Annotated in this window: 23 protein-coding genes and 2 pseudogenes; 2 read left to right on the top strand and 23 right to left on the bottom strand. The window is 70.2% G+C overall.

Annotated features, from left to right (window positions below; translation table 11 throughout):
* Positions 1-193: 193 nt before the first annotated feature.
* From AC067Z_RS33900 to rpsB, 5 genes are all read right to left on the bottom strand, one after another.
* Positions 194-1333 carry a phosphatidate cytidylyltransferase gene (locus AC067Z_RS33900; RefSeq protein ID WP_478793480.1) on the bottom strand — a complete coding sequence of 380 codons (1140 nt, stop codon included), beginning with the start codon at positions 1331-1333 and terminating at the stop codon, positions 194-196.
* Complete coding sequence (gene frr / locus AC067Z_RS33895; RefSeq protein WP_478793479.1) at positions 1333-1890, bottom strand: ribosome recycling factor; 558 nt, start codon at positions 1888-1890, stop codon at positions 1333-1335. Before frr ends, AC067Z_RS33900 begins: the two co-directional genes overlap by 1 nt.
* A gap of 134 nt (positions 1891-2024) precedes the next feature.
* Positions 2025-2789, bottom strand: a complete 765-nt coding sequence (pyrH, locus tag AC067Z_RS33890) for a UMP kinase (RefSeq protein WP_478793478.1) — start codon at positions 2787-2789, stop codon at positions 2025-2027.
* A gap of 159 nt (positions 2790-2948) precedes the next feature.
* The gene (tsf, locus tag AC067Z_RS33885) at positions 2949-3785 is read right to left on the bottom strand and encodes a translation elongation factor Ts (protein ID WP_478793477.1); all 837 of its coding nucleotides are present in this window, start codon (positions 3783-3785) and stop codon (positions 2949-2951) included.
* A gap of 105 nt (positions 3786-3890) precedes the next feature.
* The gene (rpsB, locus tag AC067Z_RS33880; protein ID WP_478793476.1) at positions 3891-4820 is read right to left on the bottom strand and encodes a 30S ribosomal protein S2; all 930 of its coding nucleotides are present in this window, start codon (positions 4818-4820) and stop codon (positions 3891-3893) included.
* Between the two features lie 214 nt (positions 4821-5034).
* On the opposite strand from rpsB, the pseudogene AC067Z_RS33875 reads away from it, so the two are divergent.
* Positions 5035-5640, top strand: a pseudogene (locus tag AC067Z_RS33875) (peptidoglycan DD-metalloendopeptidase family protein); the annotation flags it as partial.
* A gap of 415 nt (positions 5641-6055) precedes the next feature.
* Here AC067Z_RS33875 and AC067Z_RS33870 read toward each other — a convergent pair.
* The 18 genes and pseudogenes from AC067Z_RS33870 to proS all read right to left on the bottom strand — a co-directional run bounded on the left by AC067Z_RS33870 (position 6056) and on the right by proS (position 20720).
* The gene (locus AC067Z_RS33870; protein WP_478793485.1) at positions 6056-6613 is read right to left on the bottom strand and encodes a TetR/AcrR family transcriptional regulator; all 558 of its coding nucleotides are present in this window, start codon (positions 6611-6613) and stop codon (positions 6056-6058) included.
* A 61-nt stretch (positions 6614-6674) separates the two neighbouring features.
* A complete protein-coding gene (gene whiG / locus AC067Z_RS33865; protein ID WP_478793475.1) occupies positions 6675-7511 on the bottom strand; it encodes an RNA polymerase sigma factor WhiG in 837 nt (278 codons plus the stop codon).
* Positions 7512-7751: 240 nt separating this feature from the next.
* Positions 7752-8942 (bottom strand): DNA-processing protein DprA, encoded by a 1191-nt coding sequence (dprA, locus tag AC067Z_RS33860; protein ID WP_478793474.1) that lies wholly within the window; start codon positions 8940-8942, stop codon positions 7752-7754.
* Between the two features lie 83 nt (positions 8943-9025).
* Positions 9026-10645 (bottom strand): YifB family Mg chelatase-like AAA ATPase, encoded by a 1620-nt coding sequence (locus tag AC067Z_RS33855; RefSeq protein WP_478793473.1) that lies wholly within the window; start codon positions 10643-10645, stop codon positions 9026-9028.
* A complete protein-coding gene (locus tag AC067Z_RS33850) occupies positions 10645-11007 on the bottom strand; it encodes a YraN family protein (RefSeq protein WP_478793472.1) in 363 nt (120 codons plus the stop codon). Before AC067Z_RS33850 ends, AC067Z_RS33855 begins: the two co-directional genes overlap by 1 nt.
* A gap of 175 nt (positions 11008-11182) precedes the next feature.
* Positions 11183-11491: a DUF2469 domain-containing protein gene (locus tag AC067Z_RS33845; protein WP_005311352.1), complete on the bottom strand. Its 309-nt coding sequence runs from the start codon at positions 11489-11491 to the stop codon at positions 11183-11185.
* A gap of 55 nt (positions 11492-11546) precedes the next feature.
* Positions 11547-12056 (bottom strand): NUDIX hydrolase, encoded by a 510-nt coding sequence (locus tag AC067Z_RS33840; RefSeq protein ID WP_478793471.1) that lies wholly within the window; start codon positions 12054-12056, stop codon positions 11547-11549.
* Complete coding sequence (gene lepB / locus AC067Z_RS33835) at positions 12046-12786, bottom strand: signal peptidase I (protein WP_478793470.1); 741 nt, start codon at positions 12784-12786, stop codon at positions 12046-12048. Before lepB (AC067Z_RS33835) ends, AC067Z_RS33840 begins: the two co-directional genes overlap by 11 nt.
* 70 nt (positions 12787-12856) lie before the next feature.
* Positions 12857-13759 carry a signal peptidase I gene (lepB, locus tag AC067Z_RS33830; protein WP_478793484.1) on the bottom strand — a complete coding sequence of 301 codons (903 nt, stop codon included), beginning with the start codon at positions 13757-13759 and terminating at the stop codon, positions 12857-12859.
* Positions 13710-14733, bottom strand: a pseudogene (gene lepB, locus AC067Z_RS33825) (signal peptidase I); the annotation flags it as partial. The gene lepB (AC067Z_RS33830) and the pseudogene lepB (AC067Z_RS33825), both read right to left, overlap by 50 nt.
* Positions 14726-15517: a signal peptidase I gene (gene lepB / locus AC067Z_RS33820; RefSeq protein WP_478793469.1), complete on the bottom strand. Its 792-nt coding sequence runs from the start codon at positions 15515-15517 to the stop codon at positions 14726-14728. The gene lepB (AC067Z_RS33820) and the pseudogene lepB (AC067Z_RS33825), both read right to left, overlap by 8 nt.
* Positions 15518-15574: 57 nt before the next feature.
* Entirely contained in the window at positions 15575-15925 is a 351-nt protein-coding gene (rplS, locus tag AC067Z_RS33815) for a 50S ribosomal protein L19 (RefSeq protein WP_328395946.1), read from the bottom strand.
* Between the two features lie 127 nt (positions 15926-16052).
* Positions 16053-16874 (bottom strand): tRNA (guanosine(37)-N1)-methyltransferase TrmD, encoded by an 822-nt coding sequence (gene trmD / locus AC067Z_RS33810; RefSeq protein ID WP_478793468.1) that lies wholly within the window; start codon positions 16872-16874, stop codon positions 16053-16055.
* Positions 16874-17422 carry a ribosome maturation factor RimM gene (rimM, locus tag AC067Z_RS33805; RefSeq protein ID WP_478793467.1) on the bottom strand — a complete coding sequence of 183 codons (549 nt, stop codon included), beginning with the start codon at positions 17420-17422 and terminating at the stop codon, positions 16874-16876. Before rimM ends, trmD begins: the two co-directional genes overlap by 1 nt.
* A gap of 125 nt (positions 17423-17547) precedes the next feature.
* Positions 17548-17787 (bottom strand): RNA-binding protein, encoded by a 240-nt coding sequence (locus tag AC067Z_RS33800; RefSeq protein ID WP_020868149.1) that lies wholly within the window; start codon positions 17785-17787, stop codon positions 17548-17550.
* A gap of 2 nt (positions 17788-17789) precedes the next feature.
* Positions 17790-18233, bottom strand: a complete 444-nt coding sequence (rpsP, locus tag AC067Z_RS33795) for a 30S ribosomal protein S16 (RefSeq protein ID WP_478793466.1) — start codon at positions 18231-18233, stop codon at positions 17790-17792.
* Positions 18234-18500: 267 nt separating this feature from the next.
* Positions 18501-19094, bottom strand: coding sequence for a hypothetical protein (locus AC067Z_RS33790; RefSeq protein ID WP_478793465.1), 594 nt, complete (start codon positions 19092-19094; stop codon positions 18501-18503).
* A 213-nt stretch (positions 19095-19307) separates the two neighbouring features.
* Positions 19308-20720: a proline--tRNA ligase gene (gene proS, locus AC067Z_RS33785; protein ID WP_478793464.1), complete on the bottom strand. Its 1413-nt coding sequence runs from the start codon at positions 20718-20720 to the stop codon at positions 19308-19310.
* 207 nt (positions 20721-20927) lie between these two features.
* On the opposite strand from proS, the gene AC067Z_RS33780 reads away from it, so the two are divergent.
* Entirely contained in the window at positions 20928-21776 is an 849-nt protein-coding gene (locus AC067Z_RS33780) for an SAM-dependent methyltransferase (protein ID WP_478793463.1), read from the top strand.
* Positions 21777-21837: the final 61 nt, after the last annotated feature.

Below are 21837 nucleotides of genomic sequence, written 5' to 3'. Positions count from 1 at the left end.
TGCGCTCGGCGGGCGTGAGGTCGGCAAGATGCCGCGGCGGCTTCTTGGCTCCGCGGGGCGCGACGAAAGTGAGTTCTCCGGGCTTGGGCATGGTGCTACCAGTGTCGCAGAGAAAACACGAGGGACCGTCGCCCTGTGGACGACGGCCCCTCGTACGGCAAACACGCAGGTCCGTGCCTGAGTGAGCGCTCCCTCAGCCCGAGCCGACGAAGATCACCAGCAGCAGCCACACCACCGGCGCGGTCGGCAGCAGCGAGTCCAGGCGGTCCATGATTCCGCCGTGGCCCGGCAGCAGCGTGCCCATGTCCTTGATGCCCAGATCGCGCTTGATCATCGACTCGCCGAGGTCGCCCAGCGTCGCGCTGGCGGCCACGGCCAGACCCAGCAGCAGTCCCTGCCACCAGGCACCGCCGTCGATGAGGAACTGCATGCACAGCGCGCCCGCGGCCATCGCGAAGGCGACCGCTCCCAGCAGTCCCTCGCGGGTCTTGCCGGGACTGATGCGCGGGGCGAGCTTGTGCTTTCCGAAGCGCCAGCCGACGGCGTACGCGCCGGTGTCGCTGACGACCGTGAGCATCAGGAAGGTGATGACCCGCTCCGGCCCGTCGTCGGCACTGAGCATCAGCGCGACGAACGTCGCCAGGAACGGCACGTAGAAGGCGGCGAACACACCCGCCGTCACGTCCTTGAGATAGCCCTCGGGCGGCTCGGTCATGCGCCAGACGAGGACCGCGAGCGCGGTCAGCGCCATGGCCACCCAGGCGCCTTCGGCGCCGCGCACATAGCCCGCCACGACCATCGCCGCGCCGCCGACCGCGAGCGGCACCAGGGGGGCGTTGATCTGCTTGCGCTCCTGAAGGCGGGAGGTGAGCTCCCACAGGCCGACGACGACGGCGACCGCTATGACGCCGACGAACACGGCCTTGACGATGAAGAGCGACGCGACGATCACCGCACCGAGCCCCACACCGACCCCTATGGCCGCCCGCAGATCGCGGCCGGCCCGCTTCTTCTGCGGCGGCTCAGGTGCCGCCGGCGGCGGGGTGGGCATGGGCTCCTGCGGGGTCTCGTCGCGGAACAGGGGGCCACCCAAGCGTGCGGCCCCCTCGTCGCGGTTCTCTCGGCGTGCTCCGCCGGCTGGGCCTGTCGGGCCCCCGGCGGATCGGCCATCTCTACCTGCGTCGGGAAAGTCCGGCACGATGGGCATGGGCCGAGTCTGCTGTGCGTCGTGTCCATCGTAGGCGGGACCCGCCGGGAGGGGCCCCTGGTCGGGCGGTGGCCATGCACCGGCGTATCCGGCGCCGTGCGGGGCCCCCCAGGAAGAGTCGTTCATCAGACCTCGAGCAGCTCGGCTTCCTTGTGCTTGAGCAGCTCGTCCACCTGCGCCACGTACTTCGCGGTGGTGTCGTCGAGCTCCTTCTCCGCACGCCGACCCTCGTCCTCGCCGACTTCGCCGTCCTTGATCAGCTTGTCGATGGCCTCCTTGGCCTTGCGGCGCACGGAGCGGATCGAGATCTTGGAGTCCTCGGCCTTGCCCTTGGCGACCTTGATGAACTCCTTGCGGCGGTCCTGCGTGAGCTCCGGGAAGACCACGCGGATGATGTTGCCGTCGTTGCTCGGGTTGACTCCGAGGTCGGAGTCGCGGATCGCCTGCTCGATGTTGCGCAGCGCAGTCTTGTCGAACGGCGTCACGACCGCCATCCGGGGCTCCGGCACCGAGAACGAGGCCAGCTGGTTGATCGGGGTCAGGGCACCGTAGTAGTCCGCCACGATCTTGTTGAACATCGCCGGGTGCGCACGTCCGGTGCGGATCGCGGCGAAGTCATCCTTGGCGACCAGGACGGCCTTCTCCATCTTCTCCTCGGCCTCGAGGAGGGTCTCTTCGATCACCACTTGCTCCTGCGTGTCTTGAGTTGGGCCCGGCATCGGACTGGGCCGGCGGAACCTGCGTCGCGTGTTCCCTGCACGGTGTCCGACCGGCAGGACTTTGTCCATCCCTGAGGGATGTCCCCGTCAGGGGCGGCTCAGACCCGGGTGTCGCGGTCGCTCACGAGCGTGCCGATCTTCTCACCCTTGACCGCCCGAGCGATATTGCCCTCCGCAAGGAGTTCGAAGACGAGGATCGGAAGAGCGTTGTCGCGGCACAGAGTGATGGCGGTGGCGTCGGCGACCTTGAGGTTGCGGGAGAGCACCTCCCCGTACTCGAGCGCATCGAACTTCACCGCGTCGGGGTTGGCCTTCGGGTCGGAGTCGTAGACCCCGTCGACACCGTTCTTGCCCATGAGCAGCGCCTCGGCGTCGATCTCCAGGGCCCGCTGGGCGGCAGTGGTGTCGGTGGAGAAGTACGGCATGCCCATGCCCGCGCCGAAGATGACGACGCGCCCCTTCTCCAGGTGGCGCACGGCGCGCAGCGGGATGTACGGCTCCGCGACCTGGCCCATGGTGATGGCGGTCTGCACCCGCGAATCGATGCCTTCCTTCTCCAGGAAGTCCTGGAGGGCGAGGCAGTTCATGACGGTGCCGAGCATGCCCATGTAGTCCGAGCGGGCCCGGTCCATTCCGCGCTGCTGGAGTTCGGCTCCGCGGAAGAAGTTGCCGCCGCCGATCACGAGGGCGATCTCGGCGCCGTCGCGTACGACCGCGGCGATCTCGCGTGCGATGGCGTGTACGACGTCGGGGTCGACGCCCAGGCCTCCGCCGCCGGCGAAGGCTTCACCGGACAGCTTCAGCATGAAGCGGCCGGCCTTTTTGCCGTGGTTGTCGTCGCCCTGTGCGGCGCCCTGGTTCATGAGATCTCCTCGTGCACATACGAAGAAGGCCATTGCCGTGGGGTGTTCGTGTCCCTGTCGGCAATGGCCTCCTCGTCAGATCTGCGGTCGTCCGGCGCTCACGCGGCCGACGCCCACGTGGGAAACCCTAGCGGGCTCCCGTGTCGATCGCGTACCGGCTCAGATGCCGACCTTGATGCGCGCGAAGCGCTTCAGGGTGACACCGGCCTCGTCCAGGATCTTCTGGACGGACTTCTTGTTGTCGAGCGCGTACGGCTGACCGAGGAGGGTGGCCTCCTTGAAGAAGCCGTTGACGCGACCCTCGACGATCTTCGGGAGGGCGGCCTCGGGCTTGCCCTCGGCGCGCGTGGTCTCCTCGGCGACGCGGCGCTCGGCCTCGACGACCTCGGCCGGGACGTCCTCGCGGGAGAGGTACTTCGGGGCGAAGGCGGCGATGTGCTGCGCGACACCCTTGGCGATCTCGGCGTTCTCCTTGTCGAGCTCGACAAGGACACCGATCTGCGGGGGCAGGTCGGGCATGGTGCGGTGCATGTACGCCGTGACGTAACCGTCGGAGAACTGCGCGAAGCGGTCCAGGACGATCTTCTCGCCCAGGTTGGCGTTGGCCTCGTCGACGTACGCCTGGACGGTCTTGCCGGCCTCGATCTCGGAGGCGAGCAGGGCCTCGATGTCCGCCGGGGACGTCTTCGCCACGTGGGTGGCCAGGGCGTTGGCGACAGCCTGGAACTTGTCGCCCTTGGCGACGAAGTCCGTCTCGCACTTGAGCTCGAGGATGACACCGGAGGTGTTGTCGTCGGCGATGAGGGAGACGACGGCGCCGTTCTCGGCGGAGCGGCCCTCGCGCTTGGCAACGCCCTTCTGGCCCTTGATGCGCAGCGCCTCGACAGCCTTGTCGACGTTGCCTTCGGACTCGTCCAGAGCCTTCTTGCAGTCCATCATGCCGGCGCCGGTGAGCTCACGGAGCTTCTTGACGTCAGCGGCGGTGTAGTTCGCCATGTCCTTGAATCTCTCTCGGAATCGAAAGTCGAAGATCTACGGGTGAGCGGCGGGGGCCGGCGCTCGTGGCACCGTCCCCCACCGTCAACTACCGAACCTGTGAGGTCAGGCCTGCTCGGCGTCCGCGGCCGGCTTCTCGGCCTCGTCGGCCGCAGCCTCCGCGGCCGGAGCCTCGTCGGCCGCAGCCTCGGTGGCCGGGGCCTCGGCGACGGGAGCCTCGGCGGGCTTCTCGGCAGCCTCGTCGGAGTCCGCCTTCTTCTCGCCCTCGAGGAGGTCACGCTCCCACTCGGCGAGCGGCTCGCCGGCGGCCTTCTCGCCCGGCTTCGAGTCGCCGGTGGCGACGCCGGAGCGGGCGATGAGGCCCTCGGCGACGGCGTCGGCGATCACGCGGGTGAGCAGGGTGACGGAGCGGATCGCGTCGTCGTTGCCCGGGATCTTGTAGTCGACCTCGTCGGGGTCGCAGTTGGTGTCGAGGATCGCGACGACCGGGATGTGGAGCTTGCGCGCCTCACCGACGGCGATGTGCTCCTTCTTGGTGTCGACGATCCAGACGGCGCTCGGCACCTTCTGCATCTCGCGGATACCACCGAGGGTCTTCTCCAGCTTGGCCTTCTCGCGGGAGAGGACCAGGAGCTCCTTCTTGGTGAGGCCGGAGGCGGCCACGTCCTCGAAGTCGATCTGCTCGAGCTCCTTGAGGCGCTGCAGACGCTTGTAGACGGTCGAGAAGTTGGTGAGCATGCCACCCAGCCAGCGCTGGTTGACGTACGGCATGCCGACGCGCGTCGCCTGCTCGGCGATGGCCTCCTGGGCCTGCTTCTTCGTACCGACGAACATGATGGAGCCGCCGTGCGCGACGGTCTCCTTGACGAACTCGTAGGCGCGGTCGATGTACGACAGCGACTGGAGCAGGTCGATGATGTAGATGCCGTTGCGCTCCGTGAAGATGAAGCGCTTCATCTTCGGGTTCCAACGACGGGTCTGGTGACCGAAGTGGACGCCGCTTTCCAGCAGCTCCCGCATCGTGACGACGGCCATGGCCGTATCTCCTTGTTTTTCTCGGTTATGTCCTGACGCCCCGACGCGCCGTGCCACAAGGGACCGAGGAGCGCGGCCACCGACCTGAGGGTCTGGTGGCGGGGCGTGCGAAGTCGACCCGGTGACCCGGATCGCCAGAAGAAGTGTACGGGACCGGTGACGTGCCGGGTGACGGCGCTGTCCACAACCGCCCGGTTGTCCACAGATCCGGACCATGATCAGCGCGACGGCGACCGGGCGCGGCACGGTTTCGTCCATGAACTGCGTACTCTCCGTCCCGCTCCTCGTCAGGGCGCTGGCCGTGCTGCTGCTGATCGCGCTGTCGGCCGCGTCGTCCGGTCCGGCGGTGCTGCGCACCGGCACGCAGCCGCGCGCGCCGCGGGTGAGCGCGGTCCCGGACACCGCTGCGCCGGCGGCTCGAGGGCCCGAGGCCGGGCACGTGGCCGTCGGTGCGCACGGTCGTGGCAGCCGGGTGGGCCCGAAGGGTCCGGACGTGGGGGGCGATGGTGCCCACAGCTGGCCGATCGGGCCGCCGCGGCCTGTCGTGGTGCGCGGCTGGCAGCCGCCTGCCACTCCGTACGGCGCGGGCCATCGCGGTGTCGATCTCGCGGCTGCGTCCGGCTCGGCGGTGCGCGCTGCGGCGGCGGGGCAGGTCACCTTCGCAGGCAGCGTCGCGGGGCGCGGCGTTCTCACCATCAGTCTCACCGGTACGGGTGACCCGCCGTTGCGCACCACGTACGAGCCGGTGCGCCCGCTCGTGGAGAAGGGCGCCGAGGTCGCCGCCGGTCAGGTCGTGGCCACGGTCGACGGCGGGCCGTCGCACTGCACTACGACCTGTCTGCACTGGGGCCTGTTGAAGGGCGCGATGTATCTGGATCCGCTGTCGTTGCTGCCGGCCTGGATACTGCGCCGTCCCCCGTCGCGGCTGCTGCCGGTGTTCGGAGTGCCATTGCCGGACGGGGTCTCGGACGGACCGGCCGGGGGCAGGCCGGGCGGGGACGCGCCAGGCGGGGACGGGAAGCAGGTCGCGGGGGTGGGGGTACGGGCGGGAGTGGGTGCATTGCCGGCCGCGCGGCCTGCGCCGGTCGCACCCCGGGCCCCGCAGGAAGCGGCGTCACGAGCCGGTGTTGCCGGAAGGGGGTCGGGCACGGGAGCCGCGGCTGTTGTGCACGCGGCGCTCCTCGCGGTCGGCGCCGCCCTTGCGCATCGGGCGCCTGGCCGCCGTGCGCCAGACGTCAGCGCCGGACGCCCCGCAGGGCCATCGCGACCGCTGCGTCGGAGACGGTGGCCGGGTCCTCTGCCGCGCCGAGCTCGATACGGCGGACGGCGGCATCCACGACGCCCTGCAGCAGCATCGCCGCCAGCCGGGGCTGCTCATGGCCCAGCTCGCCCAACGCCTCGACGATCATGGCGATCAGCCCGCCGTGGGCGGCGCGGATCTTCTCGCGCGCACCGGCGTCCAGTTCACTCGCGGAGATCGCAACGACGGCGCGGTGCCGCCGGTCGCCGACCAGCTCCAATTGTCGGCGCACATAGGCCTCGACCTTGCCCTCGGGCGTGTCCGCGCTCCCCATGGCCGCCTCGACCTCGGCCGCCCACTCGGGGAAGTCGACCGCGCACAGCTCTTCGACAACCGCGGCGCGCGAGCGGAAGTACTCATAGACGGAAGACCTCGCGAGGCCCGTGCGCTCGGCGAGTGCGGGGAACGTCAGCGCGTCCGTACCGCCTTCGGACAGGAGGGAGCGCGCGGCGTCCAGCAGGGCGCCTCGCTGCATCGTCCGGTGCTCGGCCACGGAGGCCGCTCGAATCCTGGGCACGCCTCCACTGTACGGATGTGCTCCCGGCGAGCGGGCGTCAACGTCCGACGTCGGCCAGCTTCGCCCGCAGCTGCAGCACGGACTTCGTGTGGATCTGGCTGACACGGCTCTCGGTGACGCCCAGGACATGGCCGATCTCGGCGAGGGTGAGCCCCTCGTAGTAGTAGAGGGTGACGACGGTCTTCTCGCGCTCGGGGAGCGTGTTGATGGCGCGGGCGAGCAGTCTGCGCAGTTCGCGATCCTCGGCGACCTCCACCGGGTTGTCGGCGGCCGTGTCCTCCAGCGTGTCCATCAGGCTCAGCCGGTCACCGCCCTCGCCGCCCACGTGCAGCAGTTCCTCCAGTGCCACGACATTGGCGAGGGACAACTGACTGAAAACCGCGTGCAATTCCTCGACGGTGATCTCCATCTCCGCGGCGACCTCCGACTCCGACGGGGTGCGCCGCAGCTGGGCCTCGAGCGTGGCGTATGCGCGCTCCACCGCACGGGCCTTCTGCCGCACGGAGCGGGGAATCCAGTCCAGGGCCCGCAGTTCGTCGATCATCGCGCCCCGGATCCGGGTGATCGCGTACGTCTCGAACTTGATCGACCGGTCGACGTCGAACTTCTCGATGGCGTCGATGAGTCCGAAGACCCCGGAGGAGACGAAGTCCGCCTGCTCAACGTTGGACGGCAGCCCCACGCTGACCCGGCCCGCCACGTACTTGACCAGCGGCGAGTAGTGCAGGATCAACTGCTCCCGCAGACGCTCGTCACCCGTGGCCTTGTACGACCGCCACAGCTCCTCGACCGACGAGGGTGCCGAGGGCCGCACTGTGCCACGGGCAGCGGGGGGCACTGCCGCGCGGTCAGACCCGGAGGTGTGCTGGGGCATGCGTTGCCTTGAGCCGTTCTGCTGTGAGGGGGCGGGGCGGGGCGGCCGAGGCCGGAACCCGGTGAGCGTAGCGTGACTACGCGGTCGCGGTGGGCGAGGGCGGTGGAACGAACCTGCGCGGGTATTCGCCCTCGCCCACACCTTCGAATCGGGGCCGATACCCTGCGCACCGGCCCCTCGGGCGTCACGAACCGGCCTCCGGAGTTCATCGGCTTCACCTTTTCACCCGAATGCTCCAGGTCAAGCACCGCCTCGCCGCGCGTTCGAACCGCGGATCGCCCGCGCTGCCAACTGCCATCCCTCTCCGCGTCGTTCGACAAAGCCGAGCGCATGCAGTTCGTACAGCCTGCCGAGCGCCTCGTCATCAGTGACGCCGGCGCCCCGGGACACCTCGCGCGCGTCGGCCGAGCCACGAGCGGGCAGCGCCTCGAGCACCCTTCTGCTGCCCGGGTCCAGCAGGTCCCTGGGCAGTACGGGACCCGAGCGTGGCGGTGCGAGATCGCCCATGTCCCCCACCAGTTCGACGACTTCCGCCGCGTCCGTGACGAGCACCGCCTCGCCGCGCAGCAGTTCGTGCACACCCGCCGACAGGCCGCTCGTCGCCGGACCGGGCACTCCTATCGTGAAGCGTCCCAGCTGCCGTGCGCTGCGCGCAGTGACCAGCGAGCCGCTGCGGTATTCCGCCTCGACGACGACGGTGCCCCGGGTGAGCGCGGCGATGACCCGGTTGCGCAGGACGAACCTGTGCGGCGTCGGATGGTCGCCGGGCGGCAACTCACCGATGACCAGACCCTGTTGCCCGATGCGCCTGAGCAACTCCGCGTGGCCGCGGGGGTAGGCAACGTCGACCCCGCAGGCCAGCACGGCGACCGTGGCACCACCGGCGGCGAGGGCGCCTCGGTGCGCCGCGCCGTCGACGCCGAACGCCGCACCGGACACCACCACCCATCCGCGCTCCGCGAGACCGGTGGCCAGCGATGCAGCCATATGGGCGCCGTACGGTGTGCAGGCGCGGGCGCCCACCACGGCTACGGAGCGCAGCGCCCACTTCCGCAGATCCGGCCGGCCGCGGGCCCAGAGCCCGACGGGTCGGGCATCACCGAGGTCGTCGAGCTGCGTGGGCCACTCGGCGTCGCCCGGCACGATGAACCTGCCGCCCGCGGCCCGTATGGCCTCCAGCCGCCGGCCGGGAACGACTTCCGCGGCCCGCGCCCGCAGGCCTGCCACCCGGCGCTCGGTCGCGCCGGGCAGCGCTCCTTTCTCGTAGCTGTCCGCCGTCAGCAGCCTGAGCAGTCCCTCGGCGCCGAACTCGCGCATCCAGCGACCGCCCCGCTCGTCCCCCGGCTCCAGGATCTGTGTCAGCGCGGAGCGCGCCACACGCTCCCCCTCGTCCGGCAGCCGCCACACGCCCTGTGGTACCTCGTCACTCATGGCGTGCCTTCCGGCCCGGGGTCCCGACGTGGCTGCGGCCCCGTCATCGCCCGGCCCGGCGTCCCGGCGAGGCCGCAGCCCCGTCATCGGCCGGCCCCCATCCCTGCCGGAACGCCTCTCCTGATTCCCGTACGCAGTTCCAGCGCGAGGGCGATGTGCTGTGCCTCGGGGCGGTCCCGGCCGGCCAGGTCGGCGATCGTCCAGGCCACCCGCAGCACCCGGTCCAGGCCACGAGCCGTGAGCAGCCCGCGCTCCACGTCGCGCTCGGCCGCGCCCAGGGCGCCGGGCGCCACCGTCCAGCGCGTGCGCAGTTCGTGGCCCGGCACTTCGCTGTTGACCGTCCACGGAGTGCCGTCCAGGCGGGTGGCCGCGCGCTCTCTCGCCTCCCGCACACGAGCGGCCACGACGTCCGTCGACTCGCCGCGTCCGCCGCGGCCGAGCAGATCGGACCGGCTCACCGGCTCGACCTCGATCCGCAGATCGACGCGGTCCAGCAGGGGGCCGGACAGTCGCGCCTGATAGCGCCGGATCACCGATGCGGGGCATTCGCATCCGGCGCCGTGCAGTGTGTGCCGGCCGCACGGGCACGGATTGGCGGCGAGCACCATCAGGAATCGGGCGGGCAGCCGGACGACTCCCCCGCTTCTGGCGATCACGACGTGCCCGGACTCGAGCGGCTGGCGCAGCGCGTCCAGGGCCTTGCCGGAGAACTCCGGCGCCTCGTCAAGAAAGAGCACCCCCCGATGTGCCAGCGAGACCGCGCCCGGCCTGGGCAGTCCGTGCCCACCGCCGACCAGGGCCTGCATCGTCGCCGAGTGATGCGGGGCGCAGTACGGCGCGGTGCGCACGAGCGGCTCGCCGGGCGGCAGGATGCCGGCGACGGAGTGGACCGCTGTCACTTCCAGTGCCTCGCGCCGGGCGAGCGGCGGCAGCACCCCCGGCAGCCGCTCGGCAAGCATCGTCTTGCCCGCGCCCGGCGGACCAGACAGCAGCAGGTGGTGCCCGCCCGCCGCCGCGACCTCCAGTCCGGTACGCGCCGTGTGCTGGCCCGCCACGTCCCCGAGGTCGGGCCCACCGCAGTGCGGCTGTTCGGCCGCCAGTCCCGTGCCGACACCCGCTCCGGGCACCAGCAGTCCGGCCAGTATCGCGTCGGGCCGGCCCGGCTCGACCGGCTCCTCGTCCGGGACCGGTTCGTCGGCGAGGACGGCGATGAGCTGACGCAGGCTGCGCACCCCGAGGACCGAGATCCCGGGCACCAGTGAGGCCTCCGAGGCGGTCTGCTCGGGGACGACCACGTGTTCGTATCCCGCCTCGGCCGCCGCGAGCACCGCGGGGAGCACCCCGCGCACGGGTCTGACCCGGCCGTCGAGGCCCAGTTCTCCGATCAGCACCAGGTCGGCGATCTGCCGTGGATCGATGCGCTCGGCGGCGCCCAGGACCGCGCAGGCAACGGCAAGGTCGAAGCCGCTGCCACCCTTGGGCACCGATGCGGGGCTGAGGCCCACCGTGAGCTTCTTCTGCGGCCAGTCGGCGCCCGAGTTCACCACGGCCGCGCGGACCCGGTCACGGCTCTCGACCAGGCTCTTGTCCGGCAGCCCGACGAGGGTGAACGCCGCAACCCCCGGTTCCAGGTCCGCCTGAACCTCGACCACCACGCCCTCGACACCCACGAGCGCCACGGAACACGCACGGGCGAACACCATCAGGCCACCCCTCGCGCGTGCTCGACGACAGCGGCTCCGCGCCGGGGCAGCAGTACGCCCACCAGGTCGAGGCGCACCCCGCCGGACGGCGGCCCGCCATGCTGCTGGAGCCAGCAGTCGGCGAGGCGCCTGAGGCGTGCCGCCTTGGCCGGTGTGACGGCCGCCATCGGATGTTCGTAGCAGCCGGCCCTGCGGGTCTTGACCTCGCAGATGACCACCGTGTCGCCGTCCGCGGCAACGATGTCGATCTCGCCGACGCGTCCACAGCGCCAGTTCCTTGCCAGCAGCCGCATTCCGGCACGGACCAGCAGCCGTGCCGCCAGGTCCTCTCCGTACCGTCCCAGTGCCCCCGTCGCGTTCATTTCGGCACCACCTCCGGTCACCGACTCTGCTGGTCCGGGCCCGGATTTTTGGATCTTGGTGGAAAACCGTGGACAACTCTCGGGTTGTGGAAAACGCCGTCACCCGCGAGGCGGGAGGGGAGTCGCAACACGCCGTGGCACAACGCCGGGGCCGCCTACGGCCGGGCGGCCCGCGTCAGCTGCCCGGAAGCTCGAGGTCGCTCTTGTTGAGCTCCTCGATGTTCACGTCCTTGAAGGTGAGCACGCGCACCTGCTTGACGAACCTGGCCGGCCGGTACATGTCCCAGACCCAGGCATCCGCCATCGAGACCTCGAAGAAGACCTCGCCCTGTACCGAGTGCACCTGCATCTCGTAGTCATTGGTGAGGTAGAAGCGACGCTCGGTCTCGATCACGTATTTGAACAGCCCGACGACGTCTCGGTACTCCCGGTAGAGCTTCAGCTCCATCTCGGTCTCGTACTTCTCGAGGTCCTCGGCGCTCATGGCATGTTCCCCTTCAGCCTTGCGTCCCCCTATTGTGCGCCAGCATGCTGCGCCCCTAAACGATTTCCGGGGCCAGCACCATCGGCGCACTCGGAGGTCCCTCGTCGAGCAGCGTACGCAGCAGTTCGGCGAGCCTGGTCGGGTACACCGTCTCACGGGCCGCCGACAGTTCGGCGGAGGTCCACCACCTCAGGCCGGCGACACTGCGGCGCTCCAGGTCGGTGAGGGCGACCGGCGCCGCGTCGGTCCGGGTCGTCCGGGCCAGGAAGTACCACTCGTCCTGGTCCCAGCGCCGCCCCGCGAAGGGGAACGAGCAGTGGCGCCGCCACAGAACGGGCCCCAGTTCCACGTCCGTGATCCCGGTTTCCTCCGCCAGCTCGCGCAGCGCCGCTTCCTCCCTGGTCTCGTCGCCCTCGAGGCCCCCGCCGGGCGTGAACCACCAGCGGTCGTCGGGGTCGTCCGGCTCGAAGCCGTGGATCAGGAGAATGCGGTCATCAGGGTCGAGAAGGACGACCCTGGCGACCTTCCGTGTGCCCGTTATCGGGTCCGATGTCTCATGCGGCACCGGCGGTCACTGCCTTCCCGCGCCGCCTCCCGCCGATACGGCCCGCCACCGGGCCGTAGGCCGCTCCGCCCACGATGAGCACGACCCCGGCCACCACGGCCGCGACCATGAGCTTCACCGGTCCCGGCTGCGACACCCCGCCCGGCAGGGCGGCGAAGCCCGTGGGACGGTCGATCATCCCGCCGCTCAGCGGCCAGGCCACGGCGTCGACCCGCGCCTCGACCGCAGAGCGCGGAACGGAGCCGTCCCCCGGGTCCTCGAGGTGGGAGCGGGAGTCGAGGGAGGTGCGGCGCTCGTCGCCGAGCAGGAACAGCTGTCCTTCGGGCACCTTGGCGGTGAAGTCCTCGGCAGCCGGGCCCGTCGTGCGCAGATACGGTTCGTCGACCGGCTTGCCGTTGACCGTGAGCCGTCCGCCGTCGGTGCAGCAGGCGATCTCGTCGCCGCCGACACCGATCACCCGCTTCACCATGGGCATGTCGCCCCACTGCTTGTCGCGGAAGATGACGATGTCCCCGCGCCGGACGTCCTCGCCGCTCATCCGCTCGGCGAGCACCCGATCGCCCACCTGCACGGTCGGGGACATCGAGTCGGTGGGGACGGTGTAGGGCTGATAGACGAGCGCCCCCCAGACGAAGCCGCCGAGGAAGAGCACGCAGCCGACGGCCACGGCCATGCCTGACAGCGCGTTGCCGAGCCGGCCGCGGTCGCCGTCTCGTCGTATCCCGCTCATCCCAGCGCTCCCCACGGAGATTCGGTCCCCGGATGTCGGTCCCGGGGAATCTGCGATCCGGGACGGCACCCTACCCGGGGGTACGCCCGGAGGTCAGCCTCCTCCTTCGCCACAGCACGATCGGCAGGGCACCGGCGAGGCCGAGCGCCGCGGGTGCGGCCGACGCCGCCGCGTTGATCCCGGGCTGGTCGAAGGTCTCCGGCACGGGCAGCGTCGCCCAGCGGTTCAGGGGCCAGGCGACGACGACCGCGCGGCCGACGACCTTGTCCACCGGCACGAAGCCGCCGTTGACATCCTCCCGGTGGTACCGGGAGTCCTGGGAGTTCTGACGGTTGTCGCCCATGACCCAGATCCGGTCCTCGGGCACCTTCAGCGGGCCGAACTGGGACCGCTCGTCGCACGCGGTGCTGCCGGGGTAGAGGTACGGCTCGTCGAGCGCCTTGCCGTTGACCTTGAGCGGGCCGTCGCCCTTGCACTCCACCGTGTCACCGGCGACCGCGATCGTGCGCTTGATCAGGTCCTTCTCCTCGACCGAGGGCATCAGGCCGATGAAGGCGAGGAACTCCTGCAGCACGTTGGGCTCGGGTGTGGGCTCGCCCGCCAGCCAGCCGCCCGGGTCGTGGAAGACCACGACCTCGCCACGCTCGGGTTCCGAGCCGAACCACGGTGTCAGCTTGTCGACCAGCACCCGGTCACCGCGCTGCAGGGTGTTCATCATCGATTCCGACGGGATGGAGAACGCCTGCACCAGGAAGGTCTTGATCAGGAGCGCGAGGAGCAGGGCGATTCCGATCAGGAGCGGCAGCTCCTTCCAGAAGGACCGTTGCTTCTTCTGTGCCGCACCGCTGCCCTCAGGCGCGTCGTCGTCGCTCCCGGTCGTCGGCGTATCGCCGGTCATGTCCGAGGGCTGCTCGGGGAGTCGCCCCGGCCTCTCCTCTGGATCGTCGTGTCCGGATCGCGCGCCGACCGCCACGTCCCCCACATCCACTCCTCACTCCGTGCGAACCGCCTGCCCCGTACAAGGAACAGGCCCACCACTCCCATAACGAGCGGGAGTTCCGCAGGGGTCGGGAGCAGGACCATTCCGTTCAGGTCCTGGGAGGACACACTATTCGACACGGGCGCCGAAGCCGTCGCCCCGGCGCGCGCGGGGACGGATGCGAAGGTCTCCGGCTCCTCCAGCTTGCGCCAGTGGTCGAAGGGCCAGGCGATGACGGCCGCGCGGCCGACGACCTGCTCCTCGGACACCGTGCCCTGGCCGTCCTCTTCGAGGTGGAAGCGGGAGTCGGCCGAGTCGGAGCGGTGGTCGCCCATCACGAACAGGCGCCCCGCCGGCACCGTGACGTCGAACTTGATGGTCGAAGGAACGTTTCCCGGGTAGAGGTAGGGCTCGCTCAGGGGTACGCCGTTGACGGTGACCCGGCCATCGGCGTCGCAGCACTTCACGGTGTCGCCGCCGACGGCCACGACACGCTTGATCAGGTCGCGTTCGTCGTCCGACGGCAGCAGGCCGATGAACGTCAGCCCCTGCTTGACCTGCTTGACGACGACGGGGTCCTCCGTCGTCGGTTTCTCCTCCACGGGCAGCCAGCCGCCGGGGTCCTTGAAGACGACGACATCGCCGCGCTGCGGCTTGGAGCCGAACCACGGGGTGAGCTTGTCGACCAGCACCCTGTCCTGGATCTGGATCGTCTGCTCCATCGATCCCGACGGGATCACGAAGGCCTGCACCAGGAACGTCTTGAGCACCAGGGCTATGAGCAGCGCCACGGTGATCAGGAGCGGTATCTCCTTCACCGCGGAACGGCGCCGCTTGCGCTTGACCTTCTGCGCCAGCCTGCGCCGCTCCGCACGCCCCGGCAGGGGCCGCCCGCCGTCCGTCGGCCGCGTCCCGGTGGGCAGCCGGGTGTCGGCACGATGGCTCGGACTGCGCCCACGGTTACCCATGGCCGCCGCCCGCCACGCGGTCGGGGTCCGGCACGCCCGCGAAGGCGTCGGTGGGCTCCAGGGAGGACCAGCGGCCGGCGGGCCAGCCGATCCAGTCGGCGCGGCCGATCACGGCGTCCACGGGCACCATGCCGCCGCCGGGCTGCCCGAGATGGTCCCGGGAGTCGCGGGAATTGCTGCGGTGGTCCCCCATGACCCACAGCCGTCCTTCGGGGACGACGATGTCGAAGGCGACCTCCGACGGCGTACCGTCGGGGTGCAGATATCTCTCGTCGACCGGTACACCGTTCACCTCGATCCTGCCCTTTTTGTCGCAGCAGACCACGCGGTCACCGCCCACGCCCACCACCCGCTTGACGAAATCGGTCTCGGCCGGCTCGGCAAGTCCGAGCATTGCGAGCCCCTCTCGTACTACGGAACTCACGGGGTTTTCCGTCAGTTCCGTCTGGACGAAGGATCCTGTGCCGTCGAAGACGACGACGTCTCCGCGGGCCGGCTCGGAGCCGAAGCGGTAGGCGAGCTTGTTCACGAGAACCCGGTCACCGACCTGGAGGGTCGGCTCCATGGAGCGGCTCGGAATCTGGAAGGGCTGCACCACGAAGTGGCTGAGCAGCAGCACGAATACGGTGCAGGCCACCCCGATGAGTCCCGCACCGCGCAGGGACATCCGGGACGGTCGTCGGGAGGCGCCGGAAGCACGCGCGGAGCGCGACCCCTCTTCGCCGTCCCCGTTCCCGGGGGCTGAAGAGTGATCGCGCTCCGTGTGCTGTGCTTCGGTGTCCATCGAGGGATGAGCCTATCCGGCCGCCCTGTGACACCGGGCGCGACTGTGAGCCGAAGCTCAGTTGTCGCGCTTCTCCTTGATCTTGGCGGCCTTGCCGCGCAGCTCGCGCAGGTAGTACAGCTTCGCGCGACGGACGTCACCGCGGGTGACGAGCTCGATCTTCTCGAAGATCGGGCTGTGCACCGGGAAGGTGCGCTCGACGCCGACGGAGAAGGAGACCTTGCGGACCGTGAAGGTCTCGCTCACGCCCGCGCCCTGGCGGCGGATGACGACGCCCTTGAACTGCTGGATACGGGAGCGGTTGCCCTCGATGACGCGAACGTGGACGTTCACGGTGTCGCCGGGGCGGAAGGCCGGGACGTCGGTGCGCAGCGAAGCCGCGTTGACGTTGTCGAGCAGGTGAGCCATGGTGGTCTGCTTCCTCGCCGATGCCACAGGTCATCGACGGAATGTCGTGAGGAGTTTCGGGGTGCTTCCGTCGGGCGGACGTCGTTCCCCCTGTGGCAGGGGCGCCGGCCGGACGTACAGCAGCGGCTTATTCTTCCACGGCCGGGGGCCTTCGCCAAAATCGGCCGCCGGGCTCCGGTGCCCAGCCGAGCATGGACAGGATCTCCCGGTCCTTCTTGTCGAAGTCCGCGGGGTCACAACGCTCGATCAGATCGGGCCTGTTGAGGGCGGTACGGCGGAATGCCTCGTCCCGCCGCCAGCGCGCGATCTTCCCGTGGTGGCCGCTGATCAGGACCTCGGGGATGTCCCGCCCGCGCCACGTGGGGGGCTTCGTGTAGACCGGCCCCTCCAGCAGGTTCGCCATGGCACCGGGGGCGAAGGAGTCGTCGCGGTGCGATTCCGCGTTGCCGAGCACGCCGGGGAGCAGACGGGCCACGGCCTCGGTGATGACCAGGACGGCGGCCTCACCGCCTGCCAGGACGTAGTCGCCGATGGACACCTCGTGCACCGGCATCCGGGTGGCGTACTCGTCGACGACCCGGCGGTCGATGCCCTCGTAGCGGGCGGGTGTGAAGATCAGCCAGGGCTGCTCGGACAACTCGACGGCGAGTTCCTGGGTGAAGGGGCGGCCGCTGGGGGTCGGGACGACGAGGACAGGGCCGTGCGCCCCCGCCTCGTAGCCGCTCGCGAGGGCGTCGTCGAGGGCGTCGCCCCAGGGCTCGGTCTTCATGACCATGCCGGGCCCGCCGCCGTAGGGGGTGTCGTCGACGGTGTTGTGCCGGTCGTACGTCCACCGGCGCAGATCGTGGACGTGGACACCCAGCTGTCCCCGGGCGCGGGCCTTGCCGACCAGGGAGACGTTCAGCGGTTCGAGGTACTCGGGGAAGATCGTGACGACGTCGAGCCGCATCAGGACTCTTCCTCGCGGCTGCTCGCGATCACTGCCTCGCTGTCGTCGATCAGCCCGGGCGGCGGGGCGATGACGGCCTTCTGCTCCGTGAGGTCGATCTCGGTGACGATCTCCTCGACGAACGGGATCATCACCTCGCTGCCGTCGGGCCGCTCGACGATGAACAGGTCCTGCGACGGCAGATGGCTGATCTCGGTGATCCGGCCGATCTCCGTGCCGTCGGCGAGGACCACATCGAGGTCCATCAGCTGGTGGTCGTAGTACTCGTCGGGGTCCTCGGGGAGCTCCTCGGGGTCCACCTCGGCGATGAGGAGGGTGTTGCGCAGCGCCTCGGCGGCGTTGCGGTCCCGTACGCCCTCGAAGCGCAGCAGCAGCCGGCCGCTGTGCACCCGGCCGGTCTCGATGGTCAGCGGACCCGCGGCGGCCGGGTCGGTGGCCAGCACGGCGCCGGGACCGAGCCTCAGCTCCGGCTCGTCCGTGCGCACCTCCACGGTGACCTCGCCCTTGATGCCGTGGGCGCGGCCGATCCTCGCCACTACGAGCTGCACGCTTGTCTCTCCTTCGATACCCCTGGCGGCCGAGCCGCCACGGGCGACATCGGTCATGGCCCGGGACGACTACGGGCCGGGGCGGGCCATCGGCCCTCCCCGGCCCGAGCCGGTGTTCAACAGTCTCAGCGAACCTGGTCCACGTCGACGAGGTCGACGCGGATACCACGACCGCCGATGGCGCCCACGACAGTGCGCAGGGCGCGCGCGGTGCGGCCGTTGCGGCCGATCACCTTACCGAGATCGTCGGGGTGCACCCGGACCTCCAGCACACGGCCGCGGCGGAGGTTGCGCGAGGCGACCTGCACCTCGTCCGGGTTGTCGACGATGCCCTTCACGAGGTGCTCGAGAGCCTCCTCGAGCATGCTCAGGCCTCGGTCGACTCGGCGGGAGCGGCCTCGGCCTCGTCCGCCTTCTTGTCGGCCTTCTTCGCCTTCGGGGTGATGGCCTCACCCTTGGCGTCGTCACCCTCGAGAGCCTTGGCGAAGGCGTCGAAGGAGGCGCGCTTGTCCTCCTTGGCCGCCGGCTGCAGCAGCGGCTTCTCCGGGGCCGGCAGGCCCTTGACCTTCTGCCAGTCACCGGTGAGCTTCAGGATGGCGAGAACGGGCTCGGTCGGCTGGGCGCCGACGGAGAGCCAGTACTGCGCACGCTCCGAGTCGACCTCGATGCGCGACGGGTTGTACGTCGGGTGGTACAGACCGATCTCCTCGATGGCCCGGCCGTCACGGCGGGTACGGGAGTCGGCGACGACGATGCGGTAGTGGGGCTGGCGAATCTTGCCGAGACGCTTCAGCTTGATCTTGACTGCCACGGGAGTGGTGTCTCCTGGTCTTGACGTGGTTGGGCACAACGAGATGCCACGTGGGGTTGCGGTACTCGGGGTGCCCGATGGACGCGTCAGCCGGAGGCGAGAGGGTTCCTGTGCGGCTGTCGAGTACAGCTAGCCATTGTGCCACACACCCGAGGCGGGTTCTCACCCGCCCGGGCACCGTGCCACCCGCCGCCCCGGGGATCCCCTTCGGACGCCCCGGGGCGGCGGGCGGCACGGACCGGAGCCCGTGCGCGTACGCCGAAACGCTCAGCTCGCCGCGCCGACCGCCTCCGGGATGCGGAACGGCTTTCCGCAGCCACCGCAGACGATGGGCGCCTGGGCGAGCACGGACGGGACGACTCTGACATTGCGGCCGCAGTCGCAGACGGCCTTCACCCGCACGCCGCCGCCCGAGGAACCGTGCCGGGCGGCCGGTCCGCGGAAGGAGCGCTTGGTGTCGGAGGTCGTCGCGACCGTGTGCGCCTTGAGGGCGCGCTGCAGCCGCTCGATCGTGGGGCGGTACCGCCGCTTTGCCTCGGGATTGAGCGCGACCAGTGAGAAACCGCTGCTCGGGTGCGGCTCCTCCACGTGGTCGAGACCCATCTCCTCGGCGATCGCAAGAAATCGGCGGTTGTGATAGCGGCCGGCGCGGGAGGTGTCTCGGACTCCTCGCGCGGCGGCGATGCCGTGGACTGCCTCGTGCAGCAGTCGCTCGAAGGAGAGCTCGGCGCCACAGGCGGACGACGACTCTCCGATCAGGGACTCGGGCGCGGCAAGATCCGGCAGTTCGGGGTGGTGCCGCTGAATGTCGGCCCACGCCTGTGCCAGCTCTGCGGCGAGAACAGGTGGTGTCGTGCTCACGTCGTGATAACGAGCCGAGAGCCCCCCGGGTTCCATTCCGGGGCATCCCAAATATTTTGCACGTACCAGTCAGTTGCCATTGATGCGCCCCGACGCGGGCGGGTACGCCGATCTGTGGAGAAGCCTCGCAGCTCACACCAAGCCGGTACGTAGCGGTCGCCCCGGCGAGGCACGCTCACCTCTCGGCGGATTTGTCGGCTGCTGAAGCAGGACTCAGTACGCACGGGCAACGATCGCGACACTACCGGGCTCGTCGTCGGACGCGGGCACCGACCCGTCCTCCGCGAGCAGGCAACGTACCGAAACGGACCGCTCGGCCAGTGCGGCTTCGCCCTCCGGCCCCAGGTCCGCCCAGGGAATCCGCGCCCAGCCACCTGCGGCGGCCACCTCGGCGGCCTCCTCGACGGTGGACACCTCGGTGGTGCGGGACTCGCGGCGCCGCCGCGACTGCTCCAGCAGGAGCGCCTGGTCGTCGTCGAGGAGTCGCGGAAGCTGCGCGGCGAGCGAGTCGATGCCCACCGGCTCCTTGCCTCCAGGGATACGGCGGGCCAGCATCGCGGTGCCCGCCTCGAGGTCCCGCGGGCCGATCTCGATCCGTACGGGCACGCCCTTGAGCTCCCAGTCGACGGCGCGGCGGCCGAAGGGGGTGTCCACGCGGTCGTCCACGTGGACGCGCAGACCGGCAGACCTGAGCGCCGCGCCGATCTCATGGACCCGGGTGACCGCCTCGTCGCCCTTGATGGCCATGACCACCACCTGGACGGAGGCGAGCCGGGGCGGCACACGAAGGCCGTCGTCGTCACCGTGGCTCATGATCAGTCCGCCGACCATGCGCGTGGAGGTGCCCCAGGAGGTCTGCCACACGAGTTCCTGGTGCCCGTCCCTGGAGAGGTACGAGGTGTGGAAAGCCTTCGCGAAGTTGGTGCCGAGCTCATGGCTCGTCCCCATCTGGAGGGCCTTGCCGTCGCCCATCATCCCTTCCAGGGTGAGGGTGTTGACCGCACCGGCGAACCGTTCACGGGGGGTCTTGCGGCCGAGGACGACGTCGACGGCGAGGACGTTCACCATGAAGTCCGCGTAGACCTGACGGTGGATGTACGCAGCGTAGTCGCGGGCCTCCTCGTACGTGGCGTGCGCCGTGTGGCCCTCCTGCCAGAGGAACTCCGTGGTGCGCAGGAACACCCGCGGGCGCATCTCCCAACGGACCACGTTCGCCCACTGGTTGATCAGCAGTGGCAGATCCCGGTAGCTCTGCACCCACTTGGAGAAGTAGTCGTTGACGATCGTCTCGGAGGTCGGGCGCACCACGACGGGCTCTTCGAGGTCCTTGCCGCCGCCGTGGGTGACCACCGCGAGCTCGGGCGCGAAGCCCTCGACGTGCTGAGCCTCGCGAGTCAGGTAAGACTGGGGGATGAAGAGCGGGAAGTAGGCGTTCTGAGCGCCCGCGGCCTTGATGCGGGCGTCCATCTCCTGCTGCATCCGCTCCCACAGGCCGTAGCCGTACGGCCGGATGACCATGGTGCCCCGCACCGGGCCGTTGTCCGCCAGTTCGGCCTTGTTGATCAGGTCCTGGTACCAGCGTGGGAAGTCCTGCGACCGAGGCGTCAGAACAGGTGTCTTGGCCATGGCGCGCATGGTACGGCGACACGGGACCTGAGCGGGAATCGGCCAGGTGGCCCGGGGCGCATGCTCCAGGCGCACAAGCAGTGCCGCACAACCCCTGGACGTGGGGGCGCGCGCGCAGTTCTCTGGCATACGGAGGCGCGGAGCGTAAGCACACGGGGGCTGTCCTTCAGGGCACAACCGACTCTCTCGGCGGAATGGGGCGTATTGATGACTTCCACGCTCGTCCAGCACCGACCCCACGCGGCGTCGGCGCCCTCTGCTCAGGCGCGCGAACGGGCCCGGGACTGGGCCGAGATCCAGGAACGCATGCTGGTGCCACTGTACGAAGCGGTCTACGAACGCCTGGAGATCGGCACGGGCTCCCGGCTGCTGGGCCTGGGCTGCGGCTCCGGGCTCGCCCTGCTCATCGCCGCCGCGCGCGGGGCTGCCGTCACCGGGGCGGACACCGATCGCGAGCGGCTGACCCTCGCACAGGAGCGGATCACCGTGCCCGGATCCGCCGCGGCGGGTGCCCGCCTGTTCGACGGCGATCCCGGTGCGGCGCACGAACCCGGCCGGCCCGCGTACAACCTGATCACGGTCTTCCAGCCGATCGGCGGGAGCGCGGGCGACGCGGACGGGCTGGGCCACGCGCTGCGGAGCGCCGTCGCACACGCAGAGCGCGGCAGCGCCGTGGTGCTCACGGGCTGGGGTCCGCCGGAGCGGTGCGCCACGTCGGCGGTGCTGGGGGTGGCCGGCGGGCACGCCGAGCGGGCAGCGCGTACGGAGGGCGGCCGCTGGCGGCCGGCTCTGCGGGACGATCTGGAGGACGTGGCGGCGCGGGCGGGTCTGCGGCCGGACGGATCGGGCCGGGTGGCATGCCCCTTCGGCTACGCGGACGTGGACAGTGCGGTGCGCGGCCTGCTGTCGACGGGCATGTACGACGCGGTGCTGGGTGAGACGGAGCAGTCCCAGGTCGAGAAGGAGATCGCGGAGGCGTTGCATCCGTATCTCCGGTCCGACGGGACGGTCTGGATGCCGAACGTCTTCCGCTATCTGATCGCGCGCACCCCCTGAGCCCGCATGCACGGAAGGGGGTGCGCGACCTGAGCGGTCGCGCACCCCCTTCGCACACCTG

It is taken from the genome of Streptomyces sp. NPDC043812 (assembly GCF_056436245.1).
The sequence above is the reverse complement of the archived record's forward strand: the minus strand, read 5'-3'. Positions and strand labels throughout refer to the sequence as shown.

What these genes read in the sequence shown, in the direction of transcription:
- dprA (WP_478793474.1), bottom strand. Translation starts at nt 8,942, where the DNA reads ATGAGTGACGAGGTACCACAGGGCGTGTGGCGGCTGCCGGACGAGGGG.
- AC067Z_RS33780 (WP_478793463.1), top strand. Translation starts at nt 20,928, where the DNA reads ATGACTTCCACGCTCGTCCAGCACCGACCCCACGCGGCGTCGGCGCCC.
- proS (WP_478793464.1), bottom strand. Translation starts at nt 20,720, where the DNA reads ATGGCCAAGACACCTGTTCTGACGCCTCGGTCGCAGGACTTCCCACGC.
- rpsB (WP_478793476.1), bottom strand. Translation starts at nt 4,820, where the DNA reads ATGGCCGTCGTCACGATGCGGGAGCTGCTGGAAAGCGGCGTCCACTTC.
- AC067Z_RS33850 (WP_478793472.1), bottom strand. Translation starts at nt 11,007, where the DNA reads ATGAACGCGACGGGGGCACTGGGACGGTACGGAGAGGACCTGGCGGCA.
- lepB (WP_478793470.1), bottom strand. Translation starts at nt 12,786, where the DNA reads ATGAGCGGGATACGACGAGACGGCGACCGCGGCCGGCTCGGCAACGCG.
- AC067Z_RS33800 (WP_020868149.1), bottom strand. Translation starts at nt 17,787, where the DNA reads ATGCTCGAGGAGGCTCTCGAGCACCTCGTGAAGGGCATCGTCGACAAC.
- trmD (WP_478793468.1), bottom strand. Translation starts at nt 16,874, where the DNA reads ATGCGGCTCGACGTCGTCACGATCTTCCCCGAGTACCTCGAACCGCTG.
- AC067Z_RS33855 (WP_478793473.1), bottom strand. Translation starts at nt 10,645, where the DNA reads ATGGTGTTCGCCCGTGCGTGTTCCGTGGCGCTCGTGGGTGTCGAGGGC.
- lepB (WP_478793469.1), bottom strand. Translation starts at nt 15,517, where the DNA reads ATGGACACCGAAGCACAGCACACGGAGCGCGATCACTCTTCAGCCCCC.
- rplS (WP_328395946.1), bottom strand. Translation starts at nt 15,925, where the DNA reads ATGGCTCACCTGCTCGACAACGTCAACGCGGCTTCGCTGCGCACCGAC.
- whiG (WP_478793475.1), bottom strand. Translation starts at nt 7,511, where the DNA reads ATGCCCCAGCACACCTCCGGGTCTGACCGCGCGGCAGTGCCCCCCGCT.
- tsf (WP_478793477.1), bottom strand. Translation starts at nt 3,785, where the DNA reads ATGGCGAACTACACCGCCGCTGACGTCAAGAAGCTCCGTGAGCTCACC.
- AC067Z_RS33900 (WP_478793480.1), bottom strand. Translation starts at nt 1,333, where the DNA reads ATGAACGACTCTTCCTGGGGGGCCCCGCACGGCGCCGGATACGCCGGT.
- AC067Z_RS33845 (WP_005311352.1), bottom strand. Translation starts at nt 11,491, where the DNA reads ATGAGCGCCGAGGACCTCGAGAAGTACGAGACCGAGATGGAGCTGAAG.
- pyrH (WP_478793478.1), bottom strand. Translation starts at nt 2,789, where the DNA reads ATGAACCAGGGCGCCGCACAGGGCGACGACAACCACGGCAAAAAGGCC.